Below are 25,519 nucleotides of genomic sequence, written 5' to 3'. Positions count from 1 at the left end.
TTGGATGAGGTTGGTTTAGGATATGAAAAGAAAATTCCTGGTTCTCGCGGGTGCGGTTGCAGTAACGCTTGCCTTTGCTGACCCGCCGGCGAACTTCAGCGGCTGGGAGAAGGTGTTCGAGGACAACTTCGACGGTACTTCTCTTGACAAAAAAAAGTGGAACCCCACGTACAACTGGGGCCCGACGCACAACCATCGCGCCTACTGCGCCGAAGAGAACGTGATTGTCTCCGATGGTACGCTCAAGCTGAAGGGCGAAAAGAAAGTTCACCCTAATGCCAACGGAAAAAAGGCGAAGTTCAACAACAAGGAAATCCCGGTGGACTACACCTCGGGCGCTATCGATACTAAGGGTCACTTCGAAGTCAAGTACGGCTACATCGAGGGCCGCTTCAAGGCCCCGTGGCAGAAGGGAACGTGGCCCGCGTTCTGGACATTGCAGGACGGCTGGCCTCCGGAAATCGACATTCTCGAAATTCCTGCGTCGCGCAAGCAGCACCACTACTACCTGCACTACACTGACCCGAGCTGGTATAGCAGTCACGGCTCTGCATGGGATCACGAGGCGTCCTTCGGCGGACACAAGGACGATGACGTGGACCGTTCTGCGGGGTTTCACAACTACGGCGTGGAATGGGACGAGTCGACCCTCAGTTTTTACTTTGACGACAAGCGGTTTGCAAGTTACACGCGCCCGACCGAAATCAAGCAGCTTGCGGCTCAGTACATCATCGTGAACCTCGCCATCGGTGGCTGGGCGGGCGACGATATCGAGATTACCTCCGACAAGCCGGCGTATTTCGAGGCTGACTGGGTGCGCGTTTGGCAGGCCAAACCCGCGAAACCCGATACGGTGCGCATCATGTCGATGAATTTTGGCACGTGCATGGTGCGTACATCCGAAGACAAGCTTGCGCTGGGCGATTGCAATGGCGAGAATGCTGTTGCGACGGTTACGCCGCTTTCTTCGACGACGTTCCGCATCAACTTCGGCGACATCTCTCTCGATACCCCGAACGAGTCTACGGATGCGGGCATCACGATGGGTCTTTACAAGTGGAATGGGGGCGCCCACCAGAAGGTGGTGATGGAAAAGCAGTCCGGTTACGAGGGCTCCGTGGTGCGCATGAAGATGCAGCACAGCAACATGTACCTGCGCGCGACGACGGACGGCGAGCGCGTGGTGCAGAGCTGGGCCGACGACTGGGAATGGAACCAGATGTGGCGCCTGGTGGGCAAGGACGACAAGATTCCGACGAAGGAAGATACGGCGAAAACCGACACGGGTACGACTGCGCTGGGTGATTTCGCAAGCGTGTACGGAACTTCGGTCCATTACGCCGACAGCCATCTGTTTGTAGAACTCGGAAGCACGTTTATTGATGGTGCGACGGTGCGCATCCTTGACCTGCAGGGGCGCGAGGTCATGCGTAGGCAGGCGGTGCGCTCGGCGGTTTTCGATGTGCAGGGCCTTGCCCCGGGAATCTACCATGTAGTTGCCCGCAATGGAAACCGCACCGATATTGTCCGGTTCAAAAAGTAAAGAACGGCGTTGCGTGAAAAAGCTATATTGAAAAAATATAGCGTATCACCTTGGACGTAGAGTCCATAAACAAACTGGAACCTTTTATGGCCGAACAGAATAAAGCAGAAAAATTCGTTTTCTACATGTACAAGATGACCAAGTCGTACCCGCCTAACAAGGAGGTGCTGAAGGATATTTCACTCAGTTTCTACTACGGCGCAAAGATTGGCATCATCGGCCAGAACGGTGCCGGTAAGTCGACGCTCCTCCGCATTATGGCGGGCATCGACAAGGAATTCCAGGGTGAAGCCTGGATTGAACCGGGCCGTACCGCAGGCTACCTGCCGCAGGAACCGCAGCTGGACCCGAACCTCACCGTCAAGGAAAACGTGATGCAGGCCGTGGCCAAGAAGCAGGCCGTGCTCGATCGCTTCAACGAGATTTCCATGAAGTTCGCCGAACCCATGGAAGACGACGAGATGAACAAGCTCCTCGACGAACAGGCGAAGCTTCAGGACATCATCGACGCGCAGGATTTGTGGAGCCTCGACCGCAATATCGAAATTGCGATGGACGCTCTCCGTTGCCCGCCGGGTGACTGGCCGGTGACGAACCTCTCTGGTGGTGAAAAACGCCGCGTGGCCCTTTGCCGCTTGCTCCTCGAAGAACCGGATTTGCTGCTCCTTGACGAACCGACGAACCACCTGGATGCCGAAACGGTTGCTTGGCTCGAACGCCACCTCCGCGAATACAAGGGCTCCGTGATTCTCGTGACCCATGACCGTTACTTCCTCGACAACGTGACGAACTGGATTCTGGAAATCGACCGCGGCCGCGGCATTCCCTGGGAAGGCAATTACGCCCAGTGGCTTGATCAGAAGCTGGAACGCCTCCGTGGCGAAGAGAAGGGCGAATCCGACAGGCAGAAGCGCCTCGCCCGCGAACAGGAATGGGTCAAGCAGAGCCCGAAGGCGCGCCAGGCCAAGAGCAAGGCCCGTCTCAAGGCTTACGAGGAACTCTTGGCCGAAGATTCCCGCGAACAGATCAAGGTGGCGCAGATTCACATTGCGAACGGCAAGCGCTTGGGCGATATCGTTATCCAGGCGGAACACCTGCAGAAGGCCTTTGGCGACAAGGTGCTGTTTGATGACTTGAACTTCAACTTGCCGCGCTCCGGCATCGTGGGCATTATCGGCCCGAATGGTGCAGGTAAGACAACGTTGTTCAAGATGATTATGGGCCAGGAAAAGCCCGATGGCGGTACGCTCAAGATTGGCGAGACCGTGGAAATCATCAGCATGGAACAGGGCCGCGATAGCCTCGATGACAGCAAGACCGTGTGGGAAGAAATCACCGGCGGCAACGACGAGATTATGGTGGGTGACCGCAAGATGAACGGCCGCGCCTATTGTGGGCTCTTCAACTTCACGGGTGCTGCCCAGCAGAAAAAGCTCACGGCGCTTTCGGGCGGTGAACGCAACCGCGTGCTCATGGCGAAAAACCTGCAGAAGCCGGGCAATCTGTTGTTCCTCGACGAACCGACCAACGACTTGGATATCGAAACGCTGCAGGCTTTGGAACAGGCTATCCTCAAGTTCGCGGGCTGTGCTGTGATTATCTCGCATGACCGCTGGTTCCTGGACCGCATCGCAACCCACATCCTCGCTTACGAAGGCGATTCCAAGGTCGTGTGGTTCGAAGGCAACTGGAGCGAATACGAAGCCGACCGCAAGAAGCGCCTCGGCGAAGATGCCGATAATCCGAAGCCCATCAGGTACAAGACGCTCACGAGACAGTAATAAAAGAGGCGGCCGTTGAGCCGCCATTTTTGCTCATTTCATATAAGTGAAGATAATTAATTTTACTTTGCGTCTTTTTTTTTACATGCAGTGCGTTGAAAAAAAGATTATATTATTTAATAGGGGACGGAAGAAAACAGAAAGAGGTTCTCATGAAGAAATCATTTATCTTTAGTTCGGCTCTTGCCATGGCGCTGGCTGCTTGTGGCGATGATTCGCCTTCATCCTCAAATCCTGCAGATTCAGAACTTGACAGTTCTAGTTCTGTAGAAGAAACGCTTTCTTCGTCATCGATTGAACAGAAAAGTTCCTCGTCAAAGGATGTGTCGTCATCATCAAAAGAAAAGGCGAAATCGTCGTCTTCTGTAGCTGAACAGAAATCTTCTTCATCAGAAAAAGCTCTGTCGTCTTCGGTAGTCGTTGAGAAGTCCTCGAGCTCGGATTCGGGCGATACGACTACTGTGAATTCTAGTTCGTCTGTGGAAGTCGTTTCTTCGTCTTCGGGGCCGCAGGAATTGGATGTCCAGGTGTCAATGAATTGCTTTGCTGATTATCCTATTGGGGAAGTGCCGCCGCTTGCCACCAAAGCGTATATGCAGCCGGATTCGAGCGGAAGATACTCGGGCACGCTGTATTATGTTGTAGATAACTGTAGAAGGCAGGGAGGCACCCTATCCAAGACGATGTCTGGGGACACCTTGGTCATGAAATTTGTTGACGTGCAGGCAAGTACCTATTGTCTCTGCTGGTCTGATTTCGCGATAAGTTATGGATCTGAGCTTGAAAATATCAAGTATATTGATTACACGGCGCCTTACGCCAAGCATAGCACTTACGAAGTTGTGTATGAGCCGGATCCGGGCAAGCCTCCCATGCCCGAATCTTCATGTTCGATGAGTGTTCATGATTTGTTGTCGAGTGCGCGGACACTAGAGTCTTCGTCGAGCTCTTACTGATTGCATTCGCTAAAACGATGGCCATCGGAAATTTTTTTTAGAACCAGAATCCGAGCGAAGCGTTGGCGGTAAGGTAGAAGTCGTTGAAATAGAGGCTGCTGAGGACCGTTGCCCCGAGAGAAACTTTCCAGTGCTCGTCAATCCACTTCGATACGCCTGCGTATTGGCTCAGTATGAATGGGTTGTCGACGCGCGTGCGTAAGGTGTTCCCGTGCATGTCGTTCTCTTGCAGCTCGTATTCCTGTTCTATTGTGGGCACGTAGAGCAGCGGTGAGTAAGAAATCGCTAGGCCGTTCACGTAGAACGACGTGAAGATGCCTGCGCCCAGACGGCCTTGACGGACATTTTCTTCTTCAAGGTGCTTCTCTTCGGTTATGTCCTTGCATCCTTCCTTAGTGGGGGCGCTGCATTCGTAATAATCGAACGAAATGTCGCCCACGTTATAGAACTCGATATCGAAATAGGCACCGACTTCGAAATTCTTCTTGTTGATTCCGCCGATGACCCGAGCGTAGAATCCCGGGTCCAGGCCGATGGAATATCCCCATGCAAGTTCGTCTTTCGCCTTGAAAAGGTGCGTGAATGCTGCCGAGACGGGAAAGCGGTTTCGCTTGTAGCTGAACTTCTTTATTTTTGTTTCGGACATGATTTTTTTGTCATCGTCGCTTCCGCTGATTAGAGGGTCGTAATCGCCTTCTTTGAGTTCCGCGTTCTTGACGTTTTTCATTTTCATTTCTTCTTCCGTCGTGTAGTCGAACGAAAGTGAAACCCCCTTGATAGACGAGCCTGCTGCAAATTCCTTGCCTGCACCGGTGAAGTTTTCGGGAACGCTTGTCTCGAAAATGCCTTGCGTTAGGTTCCCCTGCCTGTACACGGGCGTTCCGCAGCCAGCCAGGAACATGGCGGACAGTGCTGCGGCAATCCACAAAAAACGTAGCGTGAACATGGTATTCCTCCTTCCCGTAATCGCATGGACTTTGCGATCCTAACTACCTTAATGTATATAATTAAAGATGCAAATTTATCGGAATCGGGGAACTTTATCGTGCGTTCGATGCGGATTTTTCGCTATTTGATGCATTTATGAAACAACGTGTTTCATCTGGAACACGTTGAAGCAGTACGCGGCGTTGGCGCTTTGAAGACAATTATTTCAAATCGATCGGCATCCAATTCGAATCGAAAATCATTTCTTTGCAGATTATGAACGAATTGTCCAGGCTCACCTCGGACTTGCCGTATTTCCCGCCGCCCTGGTGTGCCTGGGTTGCGGTGAGGCCATGGCCCAAATAGAGTCCGGGCTTGCCGGGGTATTCCACAATGATGATGCCTTGCTTGCTGCGAGAGATGGGTATGTCAAATGCGTTTCTGTGGATGGACCACGATGCAGTGGCGTCGGATCCGAATGCCACTGCCTTGATTTTGGCGGAGGGGCTGCCAGCCTGAACGCGTTTCTTGATTTGTGTTTCCAATGCGGTGTCGCGGTTTTTCTTGGGCGTCTCAAATGGCAGCTTGTGAGTTTCTGCGTCGGAGATGCGCTTGTTGAAGAGCTCCTCGGCGGTACGCAGTACGGGTAGCGGGTTTTTAGCGAGGAGGTCGGCGGGCAATGCGGCTACGCCATTCTTGATGCGCTCGGTATAGAGAATTTCGTCGTTAGGGATTACCTGCGGATATTCCACGGTGTGTTTCTCGCGGTTGACGATTACACGGTAGAGACAGACGAGCTTGCACTCGTTGCTCTTGCATTGTTCAGACTTGTCGAGCATACCCTTGATGTAGCCCGAAATGTCTTGGAATGGCAGCGGTACGTCTAAGTTTTGGTTGAGCTTGTATATTTCCGACCAGTATTTTGTGCTTCGTCCGGGAAATTTGTTGTAAACCTCAGTTTTCACAAATTCCCATGCTTCGAGTGTCAGCTTGTCGGCAGGATCTTTAATGGACAAACCTTCTTTGCTTTTCTCGAAATCCTCATATTTGACCCCCACCTTCGCGTCGAACAGTAGGTTCCAGCTGGTTACCATACGGTCGGCATATACAAGGCGGAAGTCGACTTCTTTGTTGCGCTGGGCTTCGGCGTCTCTCTGGTATCCGTAGTAGAAAGCGCGGCATCTGTCGAGAATGGAGGTCGTGGAATCCTGCTTCTCAAAGATTTCCTTTGCCTCGGCCATCCATTTGTCCTTGATGTCGTTCTGCGCGTCTGCGCTATAACTTACGCTCGGCATAATGACCGCCAGCGCCACCAATGCTTGAATAATTTTTTTGCGAATTTTCATATTTTTCCTTTGACTCGTAAAGGGTCGCTATAGGGTTTGAAACACGAAAAATCCCCCGTCGTAAGAGGGGGGGCACACGAAGAACTTTCGATGTAAAAGAATGAAATGCTATGAAGCTGACTATACTGTTAAAATCACTGCACAAATGGGCAGTTGATGGGGGGGTAAGCGTGTTGCGCGTTCTTGGCTTCATAATAAAAATATAAGAAACGAGGATAATCTTGTCAACTTGCCGGAGTTCCCTGCGTTACTTAATCATAATAATACTCATTCCCGTCCGAGTCATAATAGCGAGGCTTATTGAGAATGATTATCAGGTCGACCACCCAACCTATTCCGAACAAGCCAAGTGTAAACATCCACAGTAATGCTGTCCAAAATTTATCTTCGTAAAATCTGTGAATCCCTAGAAAACCTAGAAACAAGCATAGAAAGAATGCTTTTGTTCTGGAGTATATGGATACGTGAATTTATCCATAGAATACCCCTAATGAAATGACGTTTCCTTTCTAATATACTCTTTTCTATTGCATTCTGCAGTACAAGACGTCTATATAAGAATCATTTAAAACGCCTCGTTTATTGTGACGCCGCCGTTTAGATAGCGATGTACAAGGCTGTTGATGAGCGTCTGGTAGCTTGTTCCGAGACGGGCCGCCTTTGCCTTCATGCCTTCGATGTCGGCATCCTTCATCCGGATGGTGATGTTGTGGGCCGATCCTCGGATTTCTGCTTTGATTGCTTCAAGTTCTTCTTTGGGTACAGGCCTTGTGTCACCGCGTTCAATTGCCTCCATGAGAATACGTTCTTCTTCGTCCATCGGGTCAAATTCTGAGTTCGCCATTTTCGTACCTCCGCTGATAAAGGTGGCTTTTGAATGCCGTCTTGAGGAAATATGTTCCGTCAGGTTCCTTGACGAATGGAGCACAATGGGCGTAACCGTTTACAAGTACAATAAACATTTTTTGCCCAGGATGTCCGTCTTGGTTTACGACATCGTCCATGTCAAAACGCTCGGCAAGTATTTCTTGCCTGACATCTTCCATGATGACGCCATGCTTTTCGAACACTTTTTTGGCTTTTTCTTCGTCAAACCTTACTTTTATATCTATAATATACATATTTTATAATCAAAAGTCAATATGTTTTGACAGAAAATTTTGTTTTTTTTTGGCAAATTTTCCTGTTGGCTGTTTGCGGGATGTCGCCAATGCTCCCCGTATGACGTAATATAGATTTTTAAGGTGTCAAATTATGACATCTGTAAAAGTTGTTGACTTCGGCGGCACTTCGCACGCTCGCACAATCACTTCGTTCCAGTGTTCGCTTAGCGGAGCGCGCGCCTTCGTCAATCAATGACGATGGCTCCAGCAAACAAGCGTTTGTTGCTTTTTGTTGCAGGTTGTGAGATGAGCGGCGGGAAGAAGCCCTTGTGACTGTTAGTCCCTGCGGTCTTCCTTTGAAATGTTCTTGCCAATTTCGCAAGCGAAAACAAATGTTTTTGGCGCACGTTAGCCCGCTCTTTGCACGAATAATTGTATTTTTAGTCGCGAAATTATGCTCCTTGTCTTTAGACACGAAATCCGCCTGATTTTTAGGGACCCGCGTTTTTGGGTTCCCTTCATCATCCCGCCGGTGATTCTCGCGGCGAGCCAGGCGATTGCGGTTTCGCGTTACGGCGGGCAGATTATGCAGGGCATGGAAGGCTACATGATGCTCCTGCTCGGTTGCCTCATGGCCCCGATGGGTTCGCCCCTTGCGGGTGATTCTTTCGCGGGTGAACGCGAGCGCAATTCGCTCGAACTCCTGCAGCTTTCTCCGATTGCTCCGGCAAAGCTTTTCTGGGGCAAGCTCCTGGCAATCCTCCCGTTCCCGGTGCTGTTTGCTATCTTGGCGCAGGTGGCCTACTGGTTGGCGCATCCCGAGATTCCATCGACTGCGGCGATTGCCTCGATTCTCGGGGCCGTCTCTGCTGTGCTTCTCACGACATCGTTCTCGCTGGTGCTTTCCCTCCGCGTAAAGACGGTCCGCGCGGCAACGCAGTTCTCGCTGTTCGTCGTGGTGCCGCTTCTCTTGCTGGTGCAGGTTTTCCACGAGACGTTCCTGGTCGGGCTTTTCATTCCCGCGGTTACGTTGCTTGTAAGTCTGGCCCTCAGCGTACTCACTGCTATCCTAAGCATGCGCAAGTTCGTGAGCATGTAATTCAACAAGGTTCTTGATGCATTATCTGATTGTTCCCGGTTACAGCAATTCTGGCCCCACTCACTGGCAGACTTATTGGGCGAACAACATGCCCGATGCAAGCCGCGTTGAACAGTATGACTGGGAACACCCGCACAAGGCTGAGTGGGTCGATACGCTCGACAGGACGGTGGCCGCACTCGAGTCCGATACGGTTCTCGTTTCGCACAGTCTGGGGGTTGCGACGACGGTCCTCTGGCTGATGAAGAAGGCGACGGAAGGTGCCGTTCCGGCAAAAGTCAAGGGCGTGTTCCTTGTCGCTCCGGCCGATATCGACGTGATTGATATTGTCGAGGATTTCGCGCCGATGCCCCTGGAAAAGTTGCCCGTGCCCTCGTGCGTTGTCGCAAGCCAGAACGACGAGTACGTGACCATCGAGCGTGCGCGTCAGTTTGCGGATTCCTGGGGTTCCCTGTTTTTCGACGTGGGGCGCAAGGGCCATATCAATGCGCTTTCGAACCTCGGCGAATGGGAAGAAGGCCGTGCCCTTTTAAGGGAATTTGAAAAAAATCTGTAGGGACTTGTTTTTCCGGTTCTTATTTTGTAGATTAGGCTAAACCCGTTTTCGGGTTTTGTCGGCTGTCGAGTGACGCCCTTTTATTATAGTGTTAAAATCTAGGGGACGATTGTGCCTCGCAAAAATGCGGAGGAAAGTCGCGGATGCTTTATGCCCGCGGTAGCTTGCCTCGTTATTATTTTACTTCTTTGCCTGGGGCGCGCGTGGTGCGCTGAGCGCGACGTGCCCGACAAGGTTTCGCTTGATTTCGTGGATGCGAGCCTGCAGGATGTCGCCCGCTCGGTGTCGCTTGCCTACGGGGTGCCCGTGCTTGTGGACGTCGGTGCGGAGGCGCGTGTCACGTTCCACCTCGATGGCGTCGGGCTGCTGGAGGGGCTCACGTCGTTGTGTTCTACCCTCGGGCTGGAACTCATTCGCGACGGAACGGTCTTCCATATCCGCAAACGGCTGGAACGTGGCGAGAATTTTTTCCGGGTCGCGGATTCGCTCGTGTCGCTCGACGTGCGGGAGCGCGACGTTCGCGAGTTTATTCGGGATTTTTCCGCGAATACGGGACTGAACGTGGTGGCTTCGCCCGATGTCGCGGGTCCCGTGAGCGGCCGGCTGGAATCCGTACCGCCCGGGATTGCGCTCCGGGTGCTGCTCGAATCGCACGGTTTCCGCGTGAGGCGCGATGCGGACTGCTTCCGTGTGGAACGCGCACGCAATTCGCCCGCGGGTGTTGCGGGTGGCTCGGGCCCGAATGGCGCGGGTGCGAACGGCGCTTCGCCCGCGGGCGCAAATTCCGTGCCGGATATCGTTCAGGACGACTCGCTCTATACGGTAGAACTGGACGGCACCCCGCTGGACGTGTTCCTCAAGGAACTTTCGCGGGTATCGAACCTCAATCTGGTGCTGTACGGAGACGTGCGCGAGAGCTTGCAGATGCGTTTTGAACGCGAACCGCTTGCGAATCTCCTGCAGTCGCTCTTTCGCGGGAGCCGCTACACCTATGCACTCGATTCGAATACTTTGTTTGTAACAGAACGCGGGGCGAAAAACGTGCTTTCGCGTACGGAACTTTACCCGCTGAAGGCAACGACGCCGGAGGCCCTCGTGCCGCAACTTTCCAAGTTGTTGCCGGGTTCGGGGCTTGTCGTGTCGGAGGTGAAGGAACAGAATGCTCTAATGCTTCGCGGGTCTCCTTCCGAAATCGCGGATGCAACCGCAATTCTCGAGAAACTAGACAGGGCTGCCATGCAGGTGACCATCTCGTGCGTAATCGTGGAGCTCAAGCGCGGGCGCAATTTCGAAATCGGGCTTCACAGCGGTTCTACGCGCAAGACGGGCGAGAACGACCTGGGCGTGCGCGGGTTCTGGGACTTTATGGGGAAGGACGTTTCCGCTTCGGGCGCGTTCGGGAAAATCGGGATTCTGCCGGCGCGTTTCGAGATGGAACTTTCCGCGATGGAAGAGAACAACAGGGCCGAGGTTCTTGCGCGCCCGCGGCTCACGACGCTCAACGGGAACAAGGCGGAACTCAACGTGACGAACACGGTCTATTACCTGGTGAGTCAGGTATCCGCCGACGGCTACCCGATTACGGATTACCGCAGTTTCAATGACGGAATCTCGCTTGAAATCACGCCGACGGTCACGCAGGGCGGGAGCATCACGCTGAACATTTCGCCCGAAATCAAGACGGCGGGGCGCTCGAGCGGCGATGGCCCGCGCGATATCAGCACGCGAAACCTGAAGACGACCGTCACCTTGAAAAACGGCGAGACACTTTGCCTGGGCGGCCTCGTACGGAAGGGCAAGTCGGAGGTGCGCACGGCGGTGCCGTTCCTCGGTAGCATCCCGCTTATCGGCAGGCTTTTCAGTTACGTGAGCGAGGTCGAAGACGAGAGCGAACTGGCCATATTCATCACGCCCGAGGTGAATTTCTGATGCTGGAACGTGTTGCTTTTGTTGGAGCCCGCCTGTGGACTTGGGAACTTGTGACGAATTTTGATTCGGACGTGTCCCATGAAAAATTGCTGCAATGGCTCCGTGAAGATTTTCCGGAAACGCTTAGGGACCGCAATCCTGTTTGCAGGGAGATGGTGGGCTTCAACAGTTCGGGCGGGCGTCGGCACCGGTTCCTGGTGGCGCTTCCCGAAAAAGACGTAGAATGTCTCAGGCGGCATTTTGACCGGGTGCTCCCGCAGACGGCGATGCTTTACGGTGCTGCCGATGCGCTGATGCGGACAAACGATGGCTTCGGGAACTTGCGCTATGCGGTGCTTGCGGAATCGACGCTTTACATCCTTGTCTTTTTTGAGGGGCGGCTGTGCCATTGGACGGAGGAAGTGGCGCACGACAATGCGACTGCGGAGGAACGCCTTGAACGTTTTGACGAGTTCCTGATGCGTGATGACCTGTTCTCGCGGGCGGAATCGTGGCGGAAGGTCTTTGTGGAATCAAGGGAATTTTCGGATTCGCAGAGAAAGGCGCTTCTCAAGGCGGCATCCAGGGACCCGTTCTGGAAGGATTACGACCTGGACTTGTTCGATGGAATCAAGCCTCGGGCGAAATGGCGTCTCGCCTTTGCGGCGACATTCGCTGTTGCTCTCTTTTTTTCCTTTGTTTGGCGCGGGAGCGGAGAGAATGTTGCAAAAGTCGACATGGCGGCCCCGTCCTTGTCGGTCGCCCCGGAAATCACCGTCGTTGATCATCCGATGGGTATGTCAAGGGGCAAGGATGGCGTCCGGGTTATGAAGGTGGATTCTCCGGAAGCGTCGTTCCCGGATTCGCCCGCATGCCTTGTGCTGTTCAAGATTCGTGGAATTGTCGGCGGCAGGCTTGTCCGGGTCGAGATGGAAGATGGACGAATGGCTTGGTTTCGGACGGGTGATTCTCTTGGAAATTTCCGGGTGGAATCCATCGGCGGTTCTAAGGTGTCGCTTGCCTGCGGCGGCCGTATCGTGGAGGTGGAAAATGGGATGTAGGGGTTTCGTCTTGCCGTTCGTGTTGATTATTTTGCTTTCGCTGGGAATCCTCTTCCAGGGACTGCTGCATGCCTCGGGAAATCTGCGCCGCTACGCGGACAGGGTCGCACGGGAGGCGGGTGGCATCTATGCGGCAGAGTCGGCGATTGTCGCTTTTCTTCACGGCTTGCCGCATGGGGAAGTGGCCATAGAATCCGAAGAGGGAACCTTGTGGGGAAGGGTGTGCGCTCCGGTTCCGGGCGATTCGTTGCTGGAGCCATCGAAAGTTTGTGCCCTGTACGGGTCGAAGTTCGCGAGGTTCCGTTTCGAGGACTGGATGCTGGTTGTCCAGAACTTGCGCCGTGGGGTGCGCGAAGGGATTGCAGGCGACTTGCGCCTGCGGCATTTGTCGGGGAACCGGCGCTTCTTTACGCTCGATTCTTCGGCCGCGTTCCGGATACAGGACGGGGACCTTTATTTGGACCTGGATGGACGAGTCCGGAGCGCCTCCTTCGACGTGGACGGGAATGTAGCGGTAAAGGGGAGCGCGACGTTCGATACGCTCCGCATATTTGCGCGCGGCAATGTCGAACTCGGGGGGCGAGTCTCGGTCGCCTACCTCGAACTTGTGAGCGATGCGTTTGTGGAAGTTAAGTCTGAATTCAGCTTTTCCGGCGGGCTCTACGGCCGCGATGGGCTCCGCATCGCGGGCCGTGCGCACGGGATATTCCCGTGCGTCGCGGTGTCGCTCGGGTCGGGCGACAGCCGCGCCGAGCTCGCCGGTCACGCCCTCTTCGAGGGCGTGATTGCATCCCCCGGAGGTAGCGTCGATATCGAAGACAAAAAAAATCTTTTGGGTGCGTCGTATCCGGGGCCGGTGACGGATTCGTCTTTTGCGTTGTTGCCGGTCGTGCTCGATGGTGACCGTATGGTGTTCCGCCGGAGGTTTGAACCATGAACCGGACATGCGGATTCACCCTGATGGAAATCCTTGTCGCCTTTGCCGTGCTTGCGTCGGGGCTTGCCGCCATTTCATTTTTCCCGGCCGCTTTCGCCCGGATGTCGGCTCGAGAAAAGTCCCGGGCAGATGCTGTGGTAGAGGCTATATCCTACTTGGAACGACGAATCTCCGCTCCGGAGCGTTGCTCCGACATCTTGTTTGCATGCCCTGCCCCTGCATGCGGTGGCGGGTTTAGCGTCTTGCAATCGTGGACGCTCGGCATGGGCGGATTCCAGTGGGTGGAAGTTCGCGCGGAACCCTACGTTTTCAGGAGGTTGCTGCGGTGCACCGTGGATTTACGTTGATGGAACTGATGGTGGCTCTCGCTCTTGCCGGAGTCCTGGTCTCGCTTTCGCTCGGGGCTTACGGAAAAGGGCTTCGCGACTACGCCTACGCGCTTTCTTCGCATTCGTTGATGTTCGATGCGAAAGTCCGAGAAATGCAAAAAAGCATCCGCGAACTTCGCGGATGCCCTGATGCAAATCGTTTGTAGCGGATTACGATTCCTGCTCTTCGACGTTGCCGTGTTCCTTGCGGGCCTTGTGCACTTCGATGATGTTGCCGATAAAGTGCATAAAGCTCAGGACGCCCACGGAGAGGAAGCCCACCGCATAGAGGGCGAGGAACGGTCCGATAATGAACTTCTGTGCGCCGATGTATTCCAGAAGACCGAAGATGCAGTAGACGCCCACGGCAAGTTCGAGGACGGCCATCCAGGGGAACTTCTGTGCGTAGTGGCTCTTCGCCTTCTTCTTGGACCCGCCGCTCTTCGGGGTGCGGACAAAGCTGCCCTTCACGCCGGTCACGGCACCGAACACGGCACGCGTGTTGTTCACGGCGATGCCCACGCCAAGCGCCATCAAGATGGGGAGGCTCAGCATGCGGATTTTCCAGCCGGTGTAGCCCGAGCAGCGCTGTGCAACGAAGTAAAGGACGGAAGGAGCGATAGCGGCGAGGAAAATGAAACTGAAGCCGATGGTGTAGGCCCAGCTGGGCAAGTGCGCGACCGGTTCGAAGAACGCGAGAAGCGGCCAGGCGCAGAGGGCGGTAAACAGCATGCAGGGGTGAATGGAGTAGTGCGTGGTGTGCAGGAACGCGCCAATCTTAATGCGGAGCGGAACCTTCGCCTTCCACACGCGCGGCAGAATCTTGATGGCCGTCTGGATGGAACCGCGGGCCCAGCGGAACTGCTGTGCCTTGTAGGCGTTGATGTCGTTCGGGAGTTCTGCCGGCACAATCACGTCGAACACGAACTTCATCTTCCAACCGGCGAGCTGGCTGCGGTAGGAGAGGTCCATGTCTTCGGTCAGGGTGTCGCCTTCCCAGCCGCCACCGTCGTAAATAGCCTGCTTGCGCCACACGCCTGCGGTACCGTTGAAGTTCATGAACAGCTTGCCCCAGCTACGGGCGGACTGCTCGATAACGAAGTGGCCGTCGATACCGATGGACTGGGCGAGCGTAAGGCCCGATTCCGTGCGGTTCAGGTGGCCCCAGCGGCCCTGAACGAGGCCGATCTGGTCGTCCATCACCAGGTAGGGGATGGTCTTGAGGAGGAAGTCCTTCTCCGGAACGAAGTCCGCGTCGAAAATCGCGAGGAATTCGCCCTTCGCGACGGCCATGGCTTCCTTGAGGGCGCCGGCCTTGAATTCCTTGCGGTTCGTGCGGTGGATAAGCTTGATATCGTAACCCTTCGCGGCAAGTTCGGCCACCTTCTTCTTCGCCACTTCGTAGCATTCGTCGGTGGAGTCGTCCAGAACCTGGATTTCGTGCTTGTCCTTGGGGTAGTCAATGGCGCAGACAGCGTCGAGCAGACGTTCCACGCAGTTCGCCTCGTTAAAGACGGGGAGCTGGGTCGTGACCTGCGGGAGGTCGTTGATGGAGTGCTCGCGGTAGAACTTGAGAATCTTTTTGCGGTCGGTGAGTCGCGTGGTTCGGCTGTTTTTGAGGAACAAGTAGATGCTGTAATAACAGCTAAAGCCGTAAATCACCAAACCCACACCGGCGATGACATATACTACGAACATTGCGTAGAGGAGAAATGTATTCATCGTATCAAAAACCTTTGCATTTGTGATGCTTGGCGCCAAATATAGAAATTGAACCAAAACTTTGCTATGTTCTAGGTCGATTTTTATGTTAAAAAAGTTGGTAGGATAGGCTTTTTTGAAAAAAAATCATTTTTGTGTATTTTTCTGAGAAAAAAACAGATTTTTATGATAAAAGGAATGAAACGATGGAAGAACGGCAACAGGCAGATGCTCGGGCGGTAGTCCGCTGGATGGAGGCGAACCGCGGTTCGGCTGGGTTTGCGGAGGCGCTTTCGAGGCTTGTTTCCTTTGCTTGTGCGGAGTGGCTCCGCCGGGGATTGGGGGTGCCCGTTCCGCCTGCGGAGGCCCTTTCCCGTGTCGCCCTTGCGCGCCTTCCCGACGTCCCGGTCAACCGCTGGCTAGAGTCCCCGGAAGAACATCAGGCTGAAATTGCCGATTTTTGCGCAAAATCGAAGTCCGGACCTCTGCCGGAAGCCCTGCAGGGGGATTTGCCTGGCGAACTCGACCTGCGGGGGGTGAAGTGCCCCCTGAATGCGGCTCGGTCAAGGCTCGTGATGGCCGGTTTTCCGCCGGGAAGGGAACTTTCGATACTCCTTGACGAGGGTTCCCCGATCGAAAATGTACCGGGAGCGCTGGTTGCAGACGGCTGCCGCATCGTTTCCCGCGAAAAAAATGCGGATTTTTGGAAAATTTCGGTGGTCAAACCCGCCGATAAGTAGTAGATTATAATCGTGGAAAACAGGATCCTCATCATAGGTGACGAATTGCTCGGCGAACAGGGCGAAGTGGCGACCCGCTGTGCCGAGATGCTCCTTTGCAGGGCGCCCAACCGCCCCATGCAGTTTTCCATCAATTCCCCGATTCCGCTCCTGCTTCCGCAGCTCCTGTCGCGTGCGGCGTCCGATATCATCGGCAAGAAGGCGGGGCGCATCGTGCTCGGCCTCGGGCTTCACGACTTGACGAGGGGGGAACACGGCAACGGGGCGAAAACGGCCGAAAACTATGGGAACCTGGTCCGTGAACTTGTTAGTAAGACCCAGTCCGACATCTTTGTCGAGACCATTCCGTGCGACCTGCTCCCGGATGCTTCCGACCAGATTGAGGTCATTAACGAGGCCATCCGAGGCTTCGAAAGCGAGTTCCCGGGACGCGTCAAGGTCCTCGATTTCGCCAGCCACGCGCAATTTTTCAAGGAAAAACAGGTGGAACGCGGCAAGTTTGCCCGGAGCCTCTATTCGGACGAGGCGAAACCCACTTCTTTGTGCATCACGTTGCATTCCCTTTTCCTGCAAGATTGTATATTGAAAGAGATTAAAGAAAACAAGGAGATGATATGAGCCTATTAGATGACGCATTTGCAAGGAAGATTGCCGCCCAGAAACGTGCCTGGGAAATGACCCATGACCAGGACAAAAAGGAACACGTGCGCCGTGAGCCTGCTGCTCCCAAGATGGGTATCTGCGACAAGTGCCACCGCGAGGCACTGGTGAGGCCGTTCCGCTCCCGCCAGGCCGACAAGATGGACGGCGCTGCAAGCTACGGGACCGTCATCAAGCACTTCTGCGAGGAATGCGCCCCGAAGTCTAGGGCCCAGAAGGACGCCGAGGTTCCGCAGCTTTCCAAGAAGCAGGTGAAGAACCTGATGCGGTCTGCCAAGAAGGGCCTGTTGTAGCCTTCGCAAAGGTCTTCCATTATTTTTTCTTTTTACCCTTAACGGGTATTGTAAAGTTTTCTAAATTTGGCGCCGTTCTTCAATCACGGAGTGCCAGATGACCAATATCCACGCCAAGGAATCCTTCAAGAATTTCCTATCGGGCGTTAAAGCGACCATTACCCCTGAATCTGTCCGGGTACTGCGTCGAGGCTACACCAAGAAAAACTTCGTGAGCGACCTCATGTCGGGCCTCATCGTGGGCATTCTCGCGCTTCCGCTCGCCATCGCGTTTGCCATCGCTTCGGGCGTGGGTCCCGAACAGGGCCTCTACACGGCGATTATCGCGGGTTTTGCGATTTCTTTGCTGGGCGGTTCCCGCTTCCAGATTGGCGGCCCTACCGGTGCATTCATTGTTATTGTCTACGGCATCGTCTCCCAGTACGGCTACGACGGCCTTGCTTCCGCGACGCTCCTTGCGGGTATTTTGCTCATCATTTTCGGTATCGCGAAACTTGGCGCCATCATCAAGTTCATCCCTTACCCGGTGACGGTCGGCTTTACGGCGGGTATCGCCATCATCATCGCGCTCGGCCAGGTCCCGAATTTCTTCGGACTCCGCTTTTTGGCCAAGGACCCCGCCGATGCTATCGGCAAGATCAAGCTTTACGCGACTTCTTTCGACACTATTAATATATATGCTGTCATCGTGGGCCTTGTGGCGCTTGCCGTATGCATCTTGTGGCCGAAAATTACCACGAAGGTGCCCGGCTCCCTGATTGCGATTATCGTCGCGACCGTGATGGTGAAGGTCTTGGGCTGGGACGACCCGATTACGGGCCACGGCGTGGTGACTATCGGCATGAAGAACCACATTCCGACAGGTTTTCCGACTCCGCACCTGCCGAACATTAGCCTCGAGATGATGCAGAAGGTGTTCCAGCCGGCTTTGACGATTGCCATCCTTGGTGCCATCGAATCCCTGCTTTCTGCGGTCGTGGCCGACGGCATGACCTCTACCAAGCACCGTTCCAACACCGAACTCTTTGGCCAGGGCGTGGCGAATATCCTTTCCCCGATTTTTGGCGGTATCCCGGCGACGGGTGCCATTGCCCGTACGGCGACCAACATCCGTAACGGCGCAGTGAGTCCGGTTTCGGGCCTTGTGCATGCGGTGGTGCTTCTGCTCATTATGCTCGTGCTCGGCAAGTATGCCGAAATGATCCCGATGGCGGCGCTTGCTGCAGTGCTTTTTCAGGTGGCGTTCAATATGTGCGGCTACCGGAGCTTCATCAAGATGTTCAAGGCCCCGAAGAGCGACGTCATCGTGATGCTCGTGGCCTTCTTCCTCACGGTGATTATTGACCTCACGGTGGCTATCGAAGTCGGTGTGCTGCTGGCCGCGGTGCTCTTCATCAAGCGCATGAGCGATGTTTCCGAGATGGAGACGGTGACCGAAGCCCTCAAGGAAGACGACGAGGAGGCCGCTCACAACGAACTCAGCCGCCAGGTGCCGAAGGGCGTGGTTGTGTACGAGCTTGCCGGTTCGCTGTTCTTCGGTGCGGTCGACAAGTTCAAGGACACGATGGCGCGCATTTCCGACAAGCCGAAAATCCTTATCTTGCGCATGCGCAGCGTTTCAAGCATCGATGCCGCCGGTATCCAGATGATTGAAGACTTGCTGAATCGTTGCAACCGCGAAGGGACGCAGCTCCTGCTCAGTGGCGTGCATGCTCAGCCCGTGGTGGCGCTCACCCGTGCCGGCGTCTTGAAACAGCTTGGCGAAGAGAATGCCCTTGGCAATATCGACGCCGCGTTGAACCGTGCCCGCGAACTCCTGGGGCTCCCCGTGGTGGATACATCGCACGAAGTCCAGCCCGCGCCTACGGTTTCTTGGGAAAAGAGCCTCGACAAGCCCTGGATGCCCGAGGAATCTAACGCCGCGGTTGCCGAGGAAACGCCCGAAGTCATCGCCGAAAAGATGATGGACGAACCCATCAAGATTATCGAGAACGAGAAGGAGTAGTGAAAAATTGGGAACCTGGTTCCCGCTTGTCAAGGACCGTTCGTATTTCGCGTGACGCAAATCGCAGTGTGATTTCCATTACTTTGAAGTTGGAATATTCTATTCTATATTGTGACCGTAACCAAAAAGGGATAACGGATGATGACACGAATCTTCAAAGACCTCGCCTCCACAACGTTCCTCGCCAACTTCATGCTCGCCTTCATGGGCGTGACACTCTACCTTTTGCAGACACTTTCGTAACTCCTCCTAAAATCTATCCTACCAAAGGAACGTCCCCCATGCACGGGGGCGTTTCTTTTTTTTGCGGTAGGCGGGTCTTAGGCGAGGACCTGCAGCAGGCGCTTCTTGCCTACGGAATCGGGGAGCGGGTAGAACGTTTCCTTTGCAAAACTTGACATGAGCATCCGTTTGGCGGTCTCCTGCGGGATTCCGCGGCTCACGAGGTAGAACATCTGTTCTGCATCGAGTTCGCCCACGGTATTGCCGTGCGTGCATTCCACGTCGTCGTGGTAAATCTTGAGCACGGGCTTTACGGAGACGGAGCTGTCTCCCGAGAGGAGGATGGTGTTCACGAGCTGGCTTGATAGAGCCTTGGTGCAGTTGGCACCGACGATGACGCTGCCGTCGTAGCTCGCGCGGGAACTGCCGTCGAGCAGGTTCCTGGAAAGCTGCGTGCTCGTCGTCTCGGGGGCGTTGTGGTAGATATGCAGCCTGTGGTGGCTTTCGGCCGTGCCGCCGAGCATGTTGAGCGTGCGGCATTCGAACTTTGCGCCCGGGGCGTTCAGGAAGTCGTCGATGCTTACGCGGCTAATGCCGTTCCCGCGCTCGATGGAGGCAAAACGCACCTGGGAACCTGCCGCCTGCGTGATGCGGAAGTGCCTGAAGGCGAGCGGGAGGTCGTTTGCGGGGTTCGCGAAGAAGATTTCGACGTCAGCGCCTTCGCCCACGTTCACGTCGAAGCGTTCGGCGCATATGGGATGCAGGACCTTGTTGTCGAGAATCTCGATGCTTGCCTTCGCGTTCTTGCCGATGTTGAGTACCGTGCGCCCGAAGTCGTTGTTGCATTTGAGCATCGCGATTTCCTCGGCGTTGTCGGCGATGCTTTGGACCATCGTGCGGGCGTTGCTTGCGATGGGCAGGAGGGCTGCAAAATCCATTTCGTCCGAAAAGTCCTCTTCGCAGGCGCATGCGTCGGGGAATTCCGGCGCTGGAATCTTTGAAACGGGGAAGAATGTCCAAAGTTCGTCGTTACGGCGGGGCATCCCCAGTTGCTTGATGCGGGCAATGGCGTCCATCACTTCTCCTCGATCCAGTCGTAGCCTTGTTCTTCGAGCTTGAGGGCGAGTTCCGGGCCTCCGGAGAGGATAATCTTTCCGTGGCGGAGCACGTGCACGTAGGTGGGCTTGATGTAGTCCAGCAGGCGCTGGTAATGGGTGACGAGGATGACGGCCTTTTCCGGCGCCATGATGTGGTTGATTCCGTTAGCCACGATGCGGAGCGCGTCGATGTCGAGGCCGGAATCCGTCTCGTCGAGGAAGCTTACCTTCGGGTCGAGAATCGCCATCTGCAGGATTTCGTTCCTCTTCTTCTCGCCGCCGCTCATGCCGTCGTTCACGCCGCGTTCGCGGTAGCGCTCGTCCATTTCGAGGAGGGCCATCTTCTCTTCGCAAAGATTCTTGAAGTCGTCGTCACTCATTTCGGGCATGCCCAGGTAGGCGCGCTTGCTGTTGAGCGCCATCTTCAAGAAATCCACGTTGTTCACGCCCGGGATTTCGGTCGGATACTGCGTGCTGATGAAGAGCCCGGAATTGGCGCGTTCGCTGATTTCCATTTCGAGCAGGTTCTTGCCGTCGAGTTCCACGGAACCGTCGTCCACCTTGTATGCGGGGTGGCCCATGATGACTTTCGAAAGCGTACTCTTGCCCGAGCCGTTGGGGCCCATGATGGCATGGACTTCGCCGGGTCTTACCTCGAGGTCGATTCCCTTGAGGATTTGCGTTCCGTCTTCGATGCTTGCTTTCAGGTTCTTGATAGATAACATGGTTTTATCCTTGTGTGGCGGCTAGGATTTGTATAAGGGGTTTCTTGCTCTTTATGAGCTGGTCGGCGAGATTGTCGATGGATACGGCGCCGTTCCGGTACTGGTTCTCGAGTTTTTGCATGTTCTGCACGAACGTATTCAGCGAGATGCGCTTTTGCACGCCCTCGTTTGTGCTGAGGTCGATGGTTTTGCGGAACCGGTCGCACAGCCTGGAGGTGAGCACCAGGAGCGTCTCGTAGAACTCGTAGATTTCTTTCGGCGGGGTCCATGCTTCGTCAGGAAGCCCTTCCATGAACTGCTGCTGTAACGGCGAAAGCTGCTCGTAGAGGCTCTGCGGGGAAAATGTGCCTGTTTCGGAGTAGAAGGCGATGACGGTCATCACGAATTCGTCGACGAGGGAGGATTCGAAGAACTGTATGCCGGTCGCAGCGAGTTCCATGTCGAAATATTCGCAGGCACGGTCGAGAAGCGTCGGGTTTTTCACGAGGAGATTCGCGAACCGGGTCTCTACTTGGGCGAGGACGTTCCACGGGACACTTTCGGCTTCCTGCGGAGCGGCGGGCATCTCGCCATATTCCGCGAATTCCGGATCCGGTTGCGGCTGCGGTATGCTTACCTTGGGCGCCCTTTGCGGGCGGATGCTTTGGATGCCGTCCAGTGAGCGCGACGTGTCGAAGCGCTCGGCGATGAGCTTTAGGTACTGGTTCCTGAGTTCGCTGTCCTGGATGCTCTTGACGATAGACTTTGCGTAGGTGACGAACCTGGCCCTGGACTCGATACTCTGGAGGTCCGTCTTGCGGGCGAGATAGCTGAGCCAGTCATCGGCGTGCTTGAGCTCTTCGCGGAATGCGTCGGCTCCTTGTTCGTTCACGAAATTGTCGGGGTCGATCTTGGTACCGTCGGGGCGCGACAGCGCAAAGATTCTCGGGTTGATACCTTTGGGGAGTACGATTTCTAGCGAGCGCATGGTCGCTTTTTGGCCCGCGGCATCGCCGTCGAACACGAGGTAGGCGGTTTTCGCGTAGCGGGCGAGGATGCTCGCGTGAATTTCGGTGAGCGCCGTGCCCGAAGCGGCGACCACGTTCTGCACGCCGCCCTGGTAGAGGCTCATTAGGTCGAAGTAGCCCTCGACGATGATGACCGCGTTCTCCTTGGAGATGGCGGCGCGGCTGTGGTTGAGCCCGAAAAGGATCTCGCTCTTGTTGTAGAGTGCGGTATCCGGGCTGTTCATGTACTTGGGGCGTTCGAAGCCTTCCTGCTTGGGCGCGAGGTCGCGGCCGCCGAACGCGACGACGATTCCCGACTGGTTCTGGATGGCGATCATCAGGCGGTCGCGGAACTTGTCGGCGATGCCCCCGTTCTTCTTCTCGGTGGCAAGGCCCGCCTTCACGCAGTCGCGGGGCGAAAAGCCGTTCTTTGCCGCATAGCCGATAAAGCCTTCGCGTCCATCGGGAGCGTAACCGATGTGGAATTCTTTGCGCGTCTTTTCGCTGATGTTGCGCTTGTTGAGGTACTCGAGAGCCTTCTTGCTGAGCGGGAGCTGCTGCTCGAACCATTCGCAGGCGAGTTCGTTGAGCTTGCGCACCATCGCGCGCTCTTCGGTGACCTCGGCGTTTTCCTTCGATGTAAATTTCGGGAGGTCGAAACCCACGAAGTTCGCAACCCATTCCACGGCGCCGTTGAAGTCGATTTTCTCGTGCTCCTGCACGAACTTGAACACGTCGCCGCCCGCATTGCATGCAAAGCACTTGTAGATGCCGAGCGTGGGGTTCACGGTCATGGAGGGGGAGTGGTCGTCGTGGAAGGGGCATACGCCCACGTAGCGGTTCGTACCCGTGCGCTTCAGCGGCAAGAACTGCTGGATCACGAGCGAAATGTCCGCTTGGCTCTTGAGCTGCTGAATGACTTCGTTAGGGTAGAACGGCATGCGTCAAATTTAGCTTTTTTTAGTAAAAATGTTGGCTTCGGGCACGCCCCGCACGCTCGCACAATCACTTCGTTTAAGTATTCGCTTTGTAAGGTTGCCTTCTACGCAAAAAATGACGAGGACTCCAGTAGAAAAATGCTTGTTGTTTTTGGCGCATGTGGGGGGGGGGCGGCGGGAGTAAAACCTCGTGACTGCTTGTCCTTTCGGTTTTCCTTTGAACTGCATTTTCTTATATTTCAAAAAAATAGGAGGAAATATGAAGTACTTATTCTCTAGGTTGCTGCGGGGATTTGCTAGAGCCTGCCACGAGCGAAGCGTGGTGGCGGCAATCGTTTGCCTGACACTTGCTTTTGTCGCGTGTAGCGATGACGATAGCGATTTCATGACTCGACCTTCGGACGGGTCTTCGTCCAGCGTGTGCGAGGACTGTGATGACGAGTCTTCTTCCAGCGTCAAGTCGAGTAGCAGTTCTGCGAAGTCATCGAGTTCGGTCACTTTGGCGACTCCATGCAAAACAGAAACGGAAGACAACTGCGAATACGGCGAGTTGGTAGATGGCCGCGATGGTCAGGCTTATAAGACTGTAAAGATTGGCGATCAGTGGTGGATGGCGGAGAACCTGAATTACGAAGTGGATTCTAGTTTCTGCTATAACGATTCTGCCGAGTATTGTGAAAAGTTCGGGCGCCTTTACAGGTGGGCTGCGACGGTAGGCAAGTCGGAGAGTGAATGTGGCTATGGCTATACATGCTCTCTGCCATCAGGAGACCTCCAGGGTGTATGCCCTAGTGGCTGGCACCTGCCGAGCAGGGCTGAATGGGAAACTTTGATTAACGCTGTAGGTGGAAAATCAACCGCTGGCATAAAACTCAAGTCCTCATCTGGGTGGAATAGCAGTGGCAATGGCACGGATGCCTTTGGGTTCACGGCGCTTCCTGCTGGCGACAGGAACGTCAGAGGGGAATTTAGCCTTGAGGGCCGCGACGCGTTCTTCTGGAGTTCTACGGAGAACGATAGTAGTTACGCTGACTGCATGCTCTTGCGCTTCGGCTACGACGATGGCGGCATGCGCTTGCGCTACGATGATGCGCTCCTGGATGACTTCAGTAAGTATTTCGTGTTCTCAGTTCGTTGTCTCAAAGACTAAACCACGGCCTTGCTTTTCCAGCGGCCGCTGCGCCAGCGCCAGATGTTCGCGAACGAGCGGTAGAATTCGTCGCTTGCCATGCCGAGCCAGAGGCCGGGGAGGCCTAGCCCCACGACAAACGCGAGAATGAGCGAAGTCGCAAGCCCGAGCGTCCACATCATGCCGCTTCCGACAATTGCGGGGAACTTGGAATCGCCCGCGGCCCTGAGCGATGTGGTGAGGATGAAGTTCACCGCCTTGAACGGCTGCACGGCCACGTCGCACCAGAGGCAAATCTTTCCGAGCCTGAGAACTTCGGGATTGTCGGTGTAGAGCCGTAGCAGGTGTTCGCCCAAGAGAGCGACGATTATCGAGAGCAAGAGCCCGCTCGTGATGCCCACGGCGAGCGTCTGGTAAACGCGGCGGTTCGCCTTCACAAAATCGTGCGCGCCTACGAGATGTGCCACGAGAATCTGGTTTCCGCTGCCGAGGCCAACCCCGAGAATCACGGAGAGGGCCGCGAAGTTACCCGCAAACACGCGGGCGGTCATCGCGGTGGTGCCCACGTACACGACCATCGCGGTGATGAACACCTGGAAAAGCTGGAAACTGATGGGTTCCGCGGCGGCGGGGAGGCCGATGCGAATCCAGTCGGGGAGGAGTATGCGGGAGCGCTTCCAGTCGCGGGCCCTGCTCTGGTGCTTTACCTTGAACTTGAGCACCAACCACAGGATGCCCGAAGATATCAGCCACGAGAGCGCTGTCGCGAGGGCCACGCCGTAAACGCCCATCTTGGGAAGCCCGAAATACCCTTCGAGGAACACGACGTTCAGGCCGGCGTTACTCGCGATGGTGAGCGTGTTGCCCACGAGGTTCCATACGGTAAGGCCGTGCGTGGCGATGAGGGCGGTAAGGATGGTCTGCAATGCGCGGAAGGCGAACCCGAACGAGACGACGCTCAGGAACATCATCGCGTATTTCGCGGGTTCCTCGGTGAGGCCCATCCATTGCGGGATATGCCCTGAAAGCGGGAAGATGACGAGCGTGAGGGCGACCCCGAGCAAGATGCTCCCGAAGAGGACCATCGTCTGCGTGCTGTTTGCGTGGCTGTTCTGCTTGGCGCCGATGTACTGCGAGACGATGCTTGCGCCGGACTGCGCGAAGGCGTGGAGCGCGGTAAACAGGGCGCCTAGAATCGGGAGCATGGCGCCGACGCCGGCGGCCGCGGTTTCGGAAGTGCGCGAAAGGAACCAGCTGTCCATCATGGGCTGGATCATGCCCACGGCGAACGTAAGGATAAGCGGCCAGGAGAGGCTTATCAGGGAGCGGTCTTTGACGTCTTTTTTGGGTCCGCGCATGCCATAATTTTAGAAATGGGAAGGGGCCCGCGAAAGAGCCCCGAACATAAATAATGGTTCCGCCTGTATACAGTCCGCGC

At 55.2% G+C, this 25,519-nt stretch carries 25 protein-coding genes; 15 read left to right on the top strand and 10 right to left on the bottom strand.

What is annotated here, in order from left to right:
• Positions 1–22 precede the first annotated feature (22 nt).
• The 3 genes from B2310_RS04270 to B2310_RS04260 all read left to right on the top strand — a co-directional run bounded on the left by B2310_RS04270 (position 23) and on the right by B2310_RS04260 (position 4,280).
• Positions 23–1,543: a family 16 glycosylhydrolase gene (locus B2310_RS04270; RefSeq protein ID WP_290728937.1), complete on the top strand. Its 1,521-nt coding sequence runs from the start codon at positions 23–25 to the stop codon at positions 1,541–1,543.
• A gap of 86 nt (positions 1,544–1,629) precedes the next feature.
• The gene (gene ettA / locus B2310_RS04265; protein ID WP_290728935.1) at positions 1,630–3,324 is read left to right on the top strand and encodes an energy-dependent translational throttle protein EttA; all 1,695 of its coding nucleotides are present in this window, start codon (positions 1,630–1,632) and stop codon (positions 3,322–3,324) included.
• Between the two features lie 152 nt (positions 3,325–3,476).
• A complete protein-coding gene (locus B2310_RS04260; RefSeq protein WP_290728933.1) occupies positions 3,477–4,280 on the top strand; it encodes a hypothetical protein in 804 nt (267 codons plus the stop codon).
• Positions 4,281–4,317: 37 nt separating this feature from the next.
• On the opposite strand, the gene B2310_RS04255 is transcribed toward B2310_RS04260, so the two are convergent.
• From B2310_RS04255 to B2310_RS04235, 5 genes are all read right to left on the bottom strand, one after another.
• A complete protein-coding gene (locus B2310_RS04255; protein WP_290728931.1) occupies positions 4,318–5,226 on the bottom strand; it encodes a hypothetical protein in 909 nt (302 codons plus the stop codon).
• A gap of 202 nt (positions 5,227–5,428) precedes the next feature.
• Complete coding sequence (locus B2310_RS04250) at positions 5,429–6,553, bottom strand: hypothetical protein (RefSeq protein ID WP_290728929.1); 1,125 nt, start codon at positions 6,551–6,553, stop codon at positions 5,429–5,431.
• A 251-nt stretch (positions 6,554–6,804) separates the two neighbouring features.
• Positions 6,805–7,011, bottom strand: coding sequence for a TM2 domain-containing protein (locus tag B2310_RS04245; RefSeq protein WP_290729092.1), 207 nt, complete (start codon positions 7,009–7,011; stop codon positions 6,805–6,807).
• Positions 7,012–7,118: 107 nt separating this feature from the next.
• A complete protein-coding gene (locus tag B2310_RS04240; protein ID WP_290728927.1) occupies positions 7,119–7,397 on the bottom strand; it encodes a hypothetical protein in 279 nt (92 codons plus the stop codon).
• Positions 7,378–7,674: a hypothetical protein gene (locus tag B2310_RS04235; RefSeq protein WP_290728925.1), complete on the bottom strand. Its 297-nt coding sequence runs from the start codon at positions 7,672–7,674 to the stop codon at positions 7,378–7,380. The genes B2310_RS04240 and B2310_RS04235 overlap by 20 nt, the downstream gene beginning before the upstream one ends.
• Positions 7,675–8,110: 436 nt before the next feature.
• Between B2310_RS04235 and B2310_RS04230 the strand changes: the two genes are divergently transcribed.
• The 7 genes from B2310_RS04230 (at position 8,111) to B2310_RS04200 (ending at position 13,752) form a co-directional block, all read left to right on the top strand.
• Positions 8,111–8,755 (top strand): ABC transporter permease, encoded by a 645-nt coding sequence (locus B2310_RS04230; RefSeq protein ID WP_290728923.1) that lies wholly within the window; start codon positions 8,111–8,113, stop codon positions 8,753–8,755.
• A 16-nt stretch (positions 8,756–8,771) separates the two neighbouring features.
• Positions 8,772–9,311 (top strand): RBBP9/YdeN family alpha/beta hydrolase, encoded by a 540-nt coding sequence (locus tag B2310_RS04225; RefSeq protein WP_290728921.1) that lies wholly within the window; start codon positions 8,772–8,774, stop codon positions 9,309–9,311.
• Between the two features lie 150 nt (positions 9,312–9,461).
• Complete coding sequence (locus B2310_RS04220) at positions 9,462–11,240, top strand: type II secretion system protein GspD (protein WP_290728919.1); 1,779 nt, start codon at positions 9,462–9,464, stop codon at positions 11,238–11,240.
• Positions 11,240–12,280, top strand: a complete 1,041-nt coding sequence (locus B2310_RS04215) for a hypothetical protein (RefSeq protein ID WP_173381269.1) — start codon at positions 11,240–11,242, stop codon at positions 12,278–12,280. Before B2310_RS04220 ends, B2310_RS04215 begins: the two co-directional genes overlap by 1 nt.
• A complete protein-coding gene (locus B2310_RS04210; protein ID WP_290728917.1) occupies positions 12,270–13,217 on the top strand; it encodes a hypothetical protein in 948 nt (315 codons plus the stop codon). Before B2310_RS04215 ends, B2310_RS04210 begins: the two co-directional genes overlap by 11 nt.
• Positions 13,214–13,564 carry a type II secretion system protein gene (locus tag B2310_RS04205; RefSeq protein WP_290728915.1) on the top strand — a complete coding sequence of 117 codons (351 nt, stop codon included), beginning with the start codon at positions 13,214–13,216 and terminating at the stop codon, positions 13,562–13,564. The genes B2310_RS04210 and B2310_RS04205 overlap by 4 nt, the downstream gene beginning before the upstream one ends.
• Positions 13,564–13,752, top strand: a complete 189-nt coding sequence (locus B2310_RS04200) for a hypothetical protein (protein WP_290728913.1) — start codon at positions 13,564–13,566, stop codon at positions 13,750–13,752. The genes B2310_RS04205 and B2310_RS04200 overlap by 1 nt, the downstream gene beginning before the upstream one ends.
• Positions 13,753–13,756: 4 nt before the next feature.
• On the opposite strand, the gene B2310_RS04195 is transcribed toward B2310_RS04200, so the two are convergent.
• Positions 13,757–15,307: a glycosyltransferase gene (locus B2310_RS04195; protein ID WP_173381265.1), complete on the bottom strand. Its 1,551-nt coding sequence runs from the start codon at positions 15,305–15,307 to the stop codon at positions 13,757–13,759.
• A gap of 185 nt (positions 15,308–15,492) precedes the next feature.
• On the opposite strand from B2310_RS04195, the gene B2310_RS04190 reads away from it, so the two are divergent.
• The 4 genes from B2310_RS04190 (at position 15,493) to B2310_RS04175 (ending at position 18,984) form a co-directional block, all read left to right on the top strand.
• Positions 15,493–16,026, top strand: coding sequence for a sulfurtransferase TusA family protein (locus B2310_RS04190; RefSeq protein WP_290723083.1), 534 nt, complete (start codon positions 15,493–15,495; stop codon positions 16,024–16,026).
• A 12-nt stretch (positions 16,027–16,038) separates the two neighbouring features.
• Positions 16,039–16,644: a hypothetical protein gene (locus B2310_RS04185; protein ID WP_173366136.1), complete on the top strand. Its 606-nt coding sequence runs from the start codon at positions 16,039–16,041 to the stop codon at positions 16,642–16,644.
• Positions 16,641–16,979: a hypothetical protein gene (locus B2310_RS04180; RefSeq protein ID WP_173366135.1), complete on the top strand. Its 339-nt coding sequence runs from the start codon at positions 16,641–16,643 to the stop codon at positions 16,977–16,979. The genes B2310_RS04185 and B2310_RS04180 overlap by 4 nt, the downstream gene beginning before the upstream one ends.
• Positions 16,980–17,076: 97 nt before the next feature.
• The gene (locus B2310_RS04175) at positions 17,077–18,984 is read left to right on the top strand and encodes a SulP family inorganic anion transporter (RefSeq protein WP_290728910.1); all 1,908 of its coding nucleotides are present in this window, start codon (positions 17,077–17,079) and stop codon (positions 18,982–18,984) included.
• 320 nt (positions 18,985–19,304) lie between these two features.
• Here B2310_RS04175 and B2310_RS04170 read toward each other — a convergent pair whose 3' ends face one another.
• The 3 genes from B2310_RS04170 to dnaG are packed head-to-tail and all read right to left on the bottom strand — an operon-like array spanning position 19,305 to position 22,955.
• Positions 19,305–20,282: a SufB/SufD family protein gene (locus tag B2310_RS04170; RefSeq protein ID WP_290728908.1), complete on the bottom strand. Its 978-nt coding sequence runs from the start codon at positions 20,280–20,282 to the stop codon at positions 19,305–19,307.
• Positions 20,282–21,028, bottom strand: coding sequence for a Fe-S cluster assembly ATPase SufC (gene sufC, locus B2310_RS04165; RefSeq protein WP_290723075.1), 747 nt, complete (start codon positions 21,026–21,028; stop codon positions 20,282–20,284). Before sufC ends, B2310_RS04170 begins: the two co-directional genes overlap by 1 nt.
• 4 nt (positions 21,029–21,032) lie before the next feature.
• Positions 21,033–22,955, bottom strand: a complete 1,923-nt coding sequence (gene dnaG, locus B2310_RS04160; RefSeq protein ID WP_290728906.1) for a DNA primase — start codon at positions 22,953–22,955, stop codon at positions 21,033–21,035.
• A 256-nt stretch (positions 22,956–23,211) separates the two neighbouring features.
• On the opposite strand from dnaG, the gene B2310_RS04155 reads away from it, so the two are divergent.
• Positions 23,212–24,102: a fibrobacter succinogenes major paralogous domain-containing protein gene (locus B2310_RS04155; protein ID WP_290728904.1), complete on the top strand. Its 891-nt coding sequence runs from the start codon at positions 23,212–23,214 to the stop codon at positions 24,100–24,102.
• Here the strand turns inward: B2310_RS04155 and B2310_RS04150 are convergent.
• Positions 24,099–25,439 (bottom strand): MATE family efflux transporter, encoded by a 1,341-nt coding sequence (locus tag B2310_RS04150; RefSeq protein WP_290728901.1) that lies wholly within the window; start codon positions 25,437–25,439, stop codon positions 24,099–24,101. The genes B2310_RS04155 and B2310_RS04150 overlap by 4 nt on opposite strands.
• Between the last annotated feature and the right edge of the window lie 80 nt (positions 25,440–25,519).

The sequence above is a fragment of the Fibrobacter sp. UBA3629 genome (genome assembly GCF_002374005.1).
In the GTDB taxonomy this organism is placed as follows: Bacteria; Fibrobacterota; Fibrobacteria; order Fibrobacterales; family Fibrobacteraceae; genus Fibrobacter.
Note: the sequence above shows the minus strand (reverse complement) of the source record. Positions and strands in the feature narration are given on the sequence as shown.

Excerpts from the sequence above, each read along its gene's own strand:
- B2310_RS04270 (WP_290728937.1), top strand. The coding sequence starts at position 23 with ATGAAAAGAAAATTCCTGGTTCTCGCGGGTGCGGTTGCAGTAACGCTT.
- ettA (WP_290728935.1), top strand. The coding sequence starts at position 1,630 with ATGGCCGAACAGAATAAAGCAGAAAAATTCGTTTTCTACATGTACAAG.
- B2310_RS04260 (WP_290728933.1), top strand. The coding sequence starts at position 3,477 with ATGAAGAAATCATTTATCTTTAGTTCGGCTCTTGCCATGGCGCTGGCT.
- B2310_RS04255 (WP_290728931.1), bottom strand. The coding sequence starts at position 5,226 with ATGTTCACGCTACGTTTTTTGTGGATTGCCGCAGCACTGTCCGCCATG.
- B2310_RS04250 (WP_290728929.1), bottom strand. The coding sequence starts at position 6,553 with ATGAAAATTCGCAAAAAAATTATTCAAGCATTGGTGGCGCTGGCGGTC.
- B2310_RS04240 (WP_290728927.1), bottom strand. The coding sequence starts at position 7,397 with ATGGCGAACTCAGAATTTGACCCGATGGACGAAGAAGAACGTATTCTC.
- B2310_RS04235 (WP_290728925.1), bottom strand. The coding sequence starts at position 7,674 with ATGTATATTATAGATATAAAAGTAAGGTTTGACGAAGAAAAAGCCAAA.
- B2310_RS04230 (WP_290728923.1), top strand. The coding sequence starts at position 8,111 with ATGCTCCTTGTCTTTAGACACGAAATCCGCCTGATTTTTAGGGACCCG.
- B2310_RS04225 (WP_290728921.1), top strand. The coding sequence starts at position 8,772 with ATGCATTATCTGATTGTTCCCGGTTACAGCAATTCTGGCCCCACTCAC.
- B2310_RS04220 (WP_290728919.1), top strand. The coding sequence starts at position 9,462 with ATGCCCGCGGTAGCTTGCCTCGTTATTATTTTACTTCTTTGCCTGGGG.
- B2310_RS04215 (WP_173381269.1), top strand. The coding sequence starts at position 11,240 with ATGCTGGAACGTGTTGCTTTTGTTGGAGCCCGCCTGTGGACTTGGGAA.
- B2310_RS04210 (WP_290728917.1), top strand. The coding sequence starts at position 12,270 with ATGGGATGTAGGGGTTTCGTCTTGCCGTTCGTGTTGATTATTTTGCTT.
- B2310_RS04205 (WP_290728915.1), top strand. The coding sequence starts at position 13,214 with ATGAACCGGACATGCGGATTCACCCTGATGGAAATCCTTGTCGCCTTT.
- B2310_RS04200 (WP_290728913.1), top strand. The coding sequence starts at position 13,564 with ATGGAACTGATGGTGGCTCTCGCTCTTGCCGGAGTCCTGGTCTCGCTT.
- B2310_RS04195 (WP_173381265.1), bottom strand. The coding sequence starts at position 15,307 with ATGAATACATTTCTCCTCTACGCAATGTTCGTAGTATATGTCATCGCC.
- B2310_RS04190 (WP_290723083.1), top strand. The coding sequence starts at position 15,493 with ATGGAAGAACGGCAACAGGCAGATGCTCGGGCGGTAGTCCGCTGGATG.
- B2310_RS04180 (WP_173366135.1), top strand. The coding sequence starts at position 16,641 with ATGAGCCTATTAGATGACGCATTTGCAAGGAAGATTGCCGCCCAGAAA.
- B2310_RS04175 (WP_290728910.1), top strand. The coding sequence starts at position 17,077 with ATGACCAATATCCACGCCAAGGAATCCTTCAAGAATTTCCTATCGGGC.
- B2310_RS04170 (WP_290728908.1), bottom strand. The coding sequence starts at position 20,282 with ATGGACGCCATTGCCCGCATCAAGCAACTGGGGATGCCCCGCCGTAAC.
- sufC (WP_290723075.1), bottom strand. The coding sequence starts at position 21,028 with ATGTTATCTATCAAGAACCTGAAAGCAAGCATCGAAGACGGAACGCAA.
- dnaG (WP_290728906.1), bottom strand. The coding sequence starts at position 22,955 with ATGCCGTTCTACCCTAACGAAGTCATTCAGCAGCTCAAGAGCCAAGCG.
- B2310_RS04155 (WP_290728904.1), top strand. The coding sequence starts at position 23,212 with ATGAAGTACTTATTCTCTAGGTTGCTGCGGGGATTTGCTAGAGCCTGC.
- B2310_RS04150 (WP_290728901.1), bottom strand. The coding sequence starts at position 25,439 with ATGCGCGGACCCAAAAAAGACGTCAAAGACCGCTCCCTGATAAGCCTC.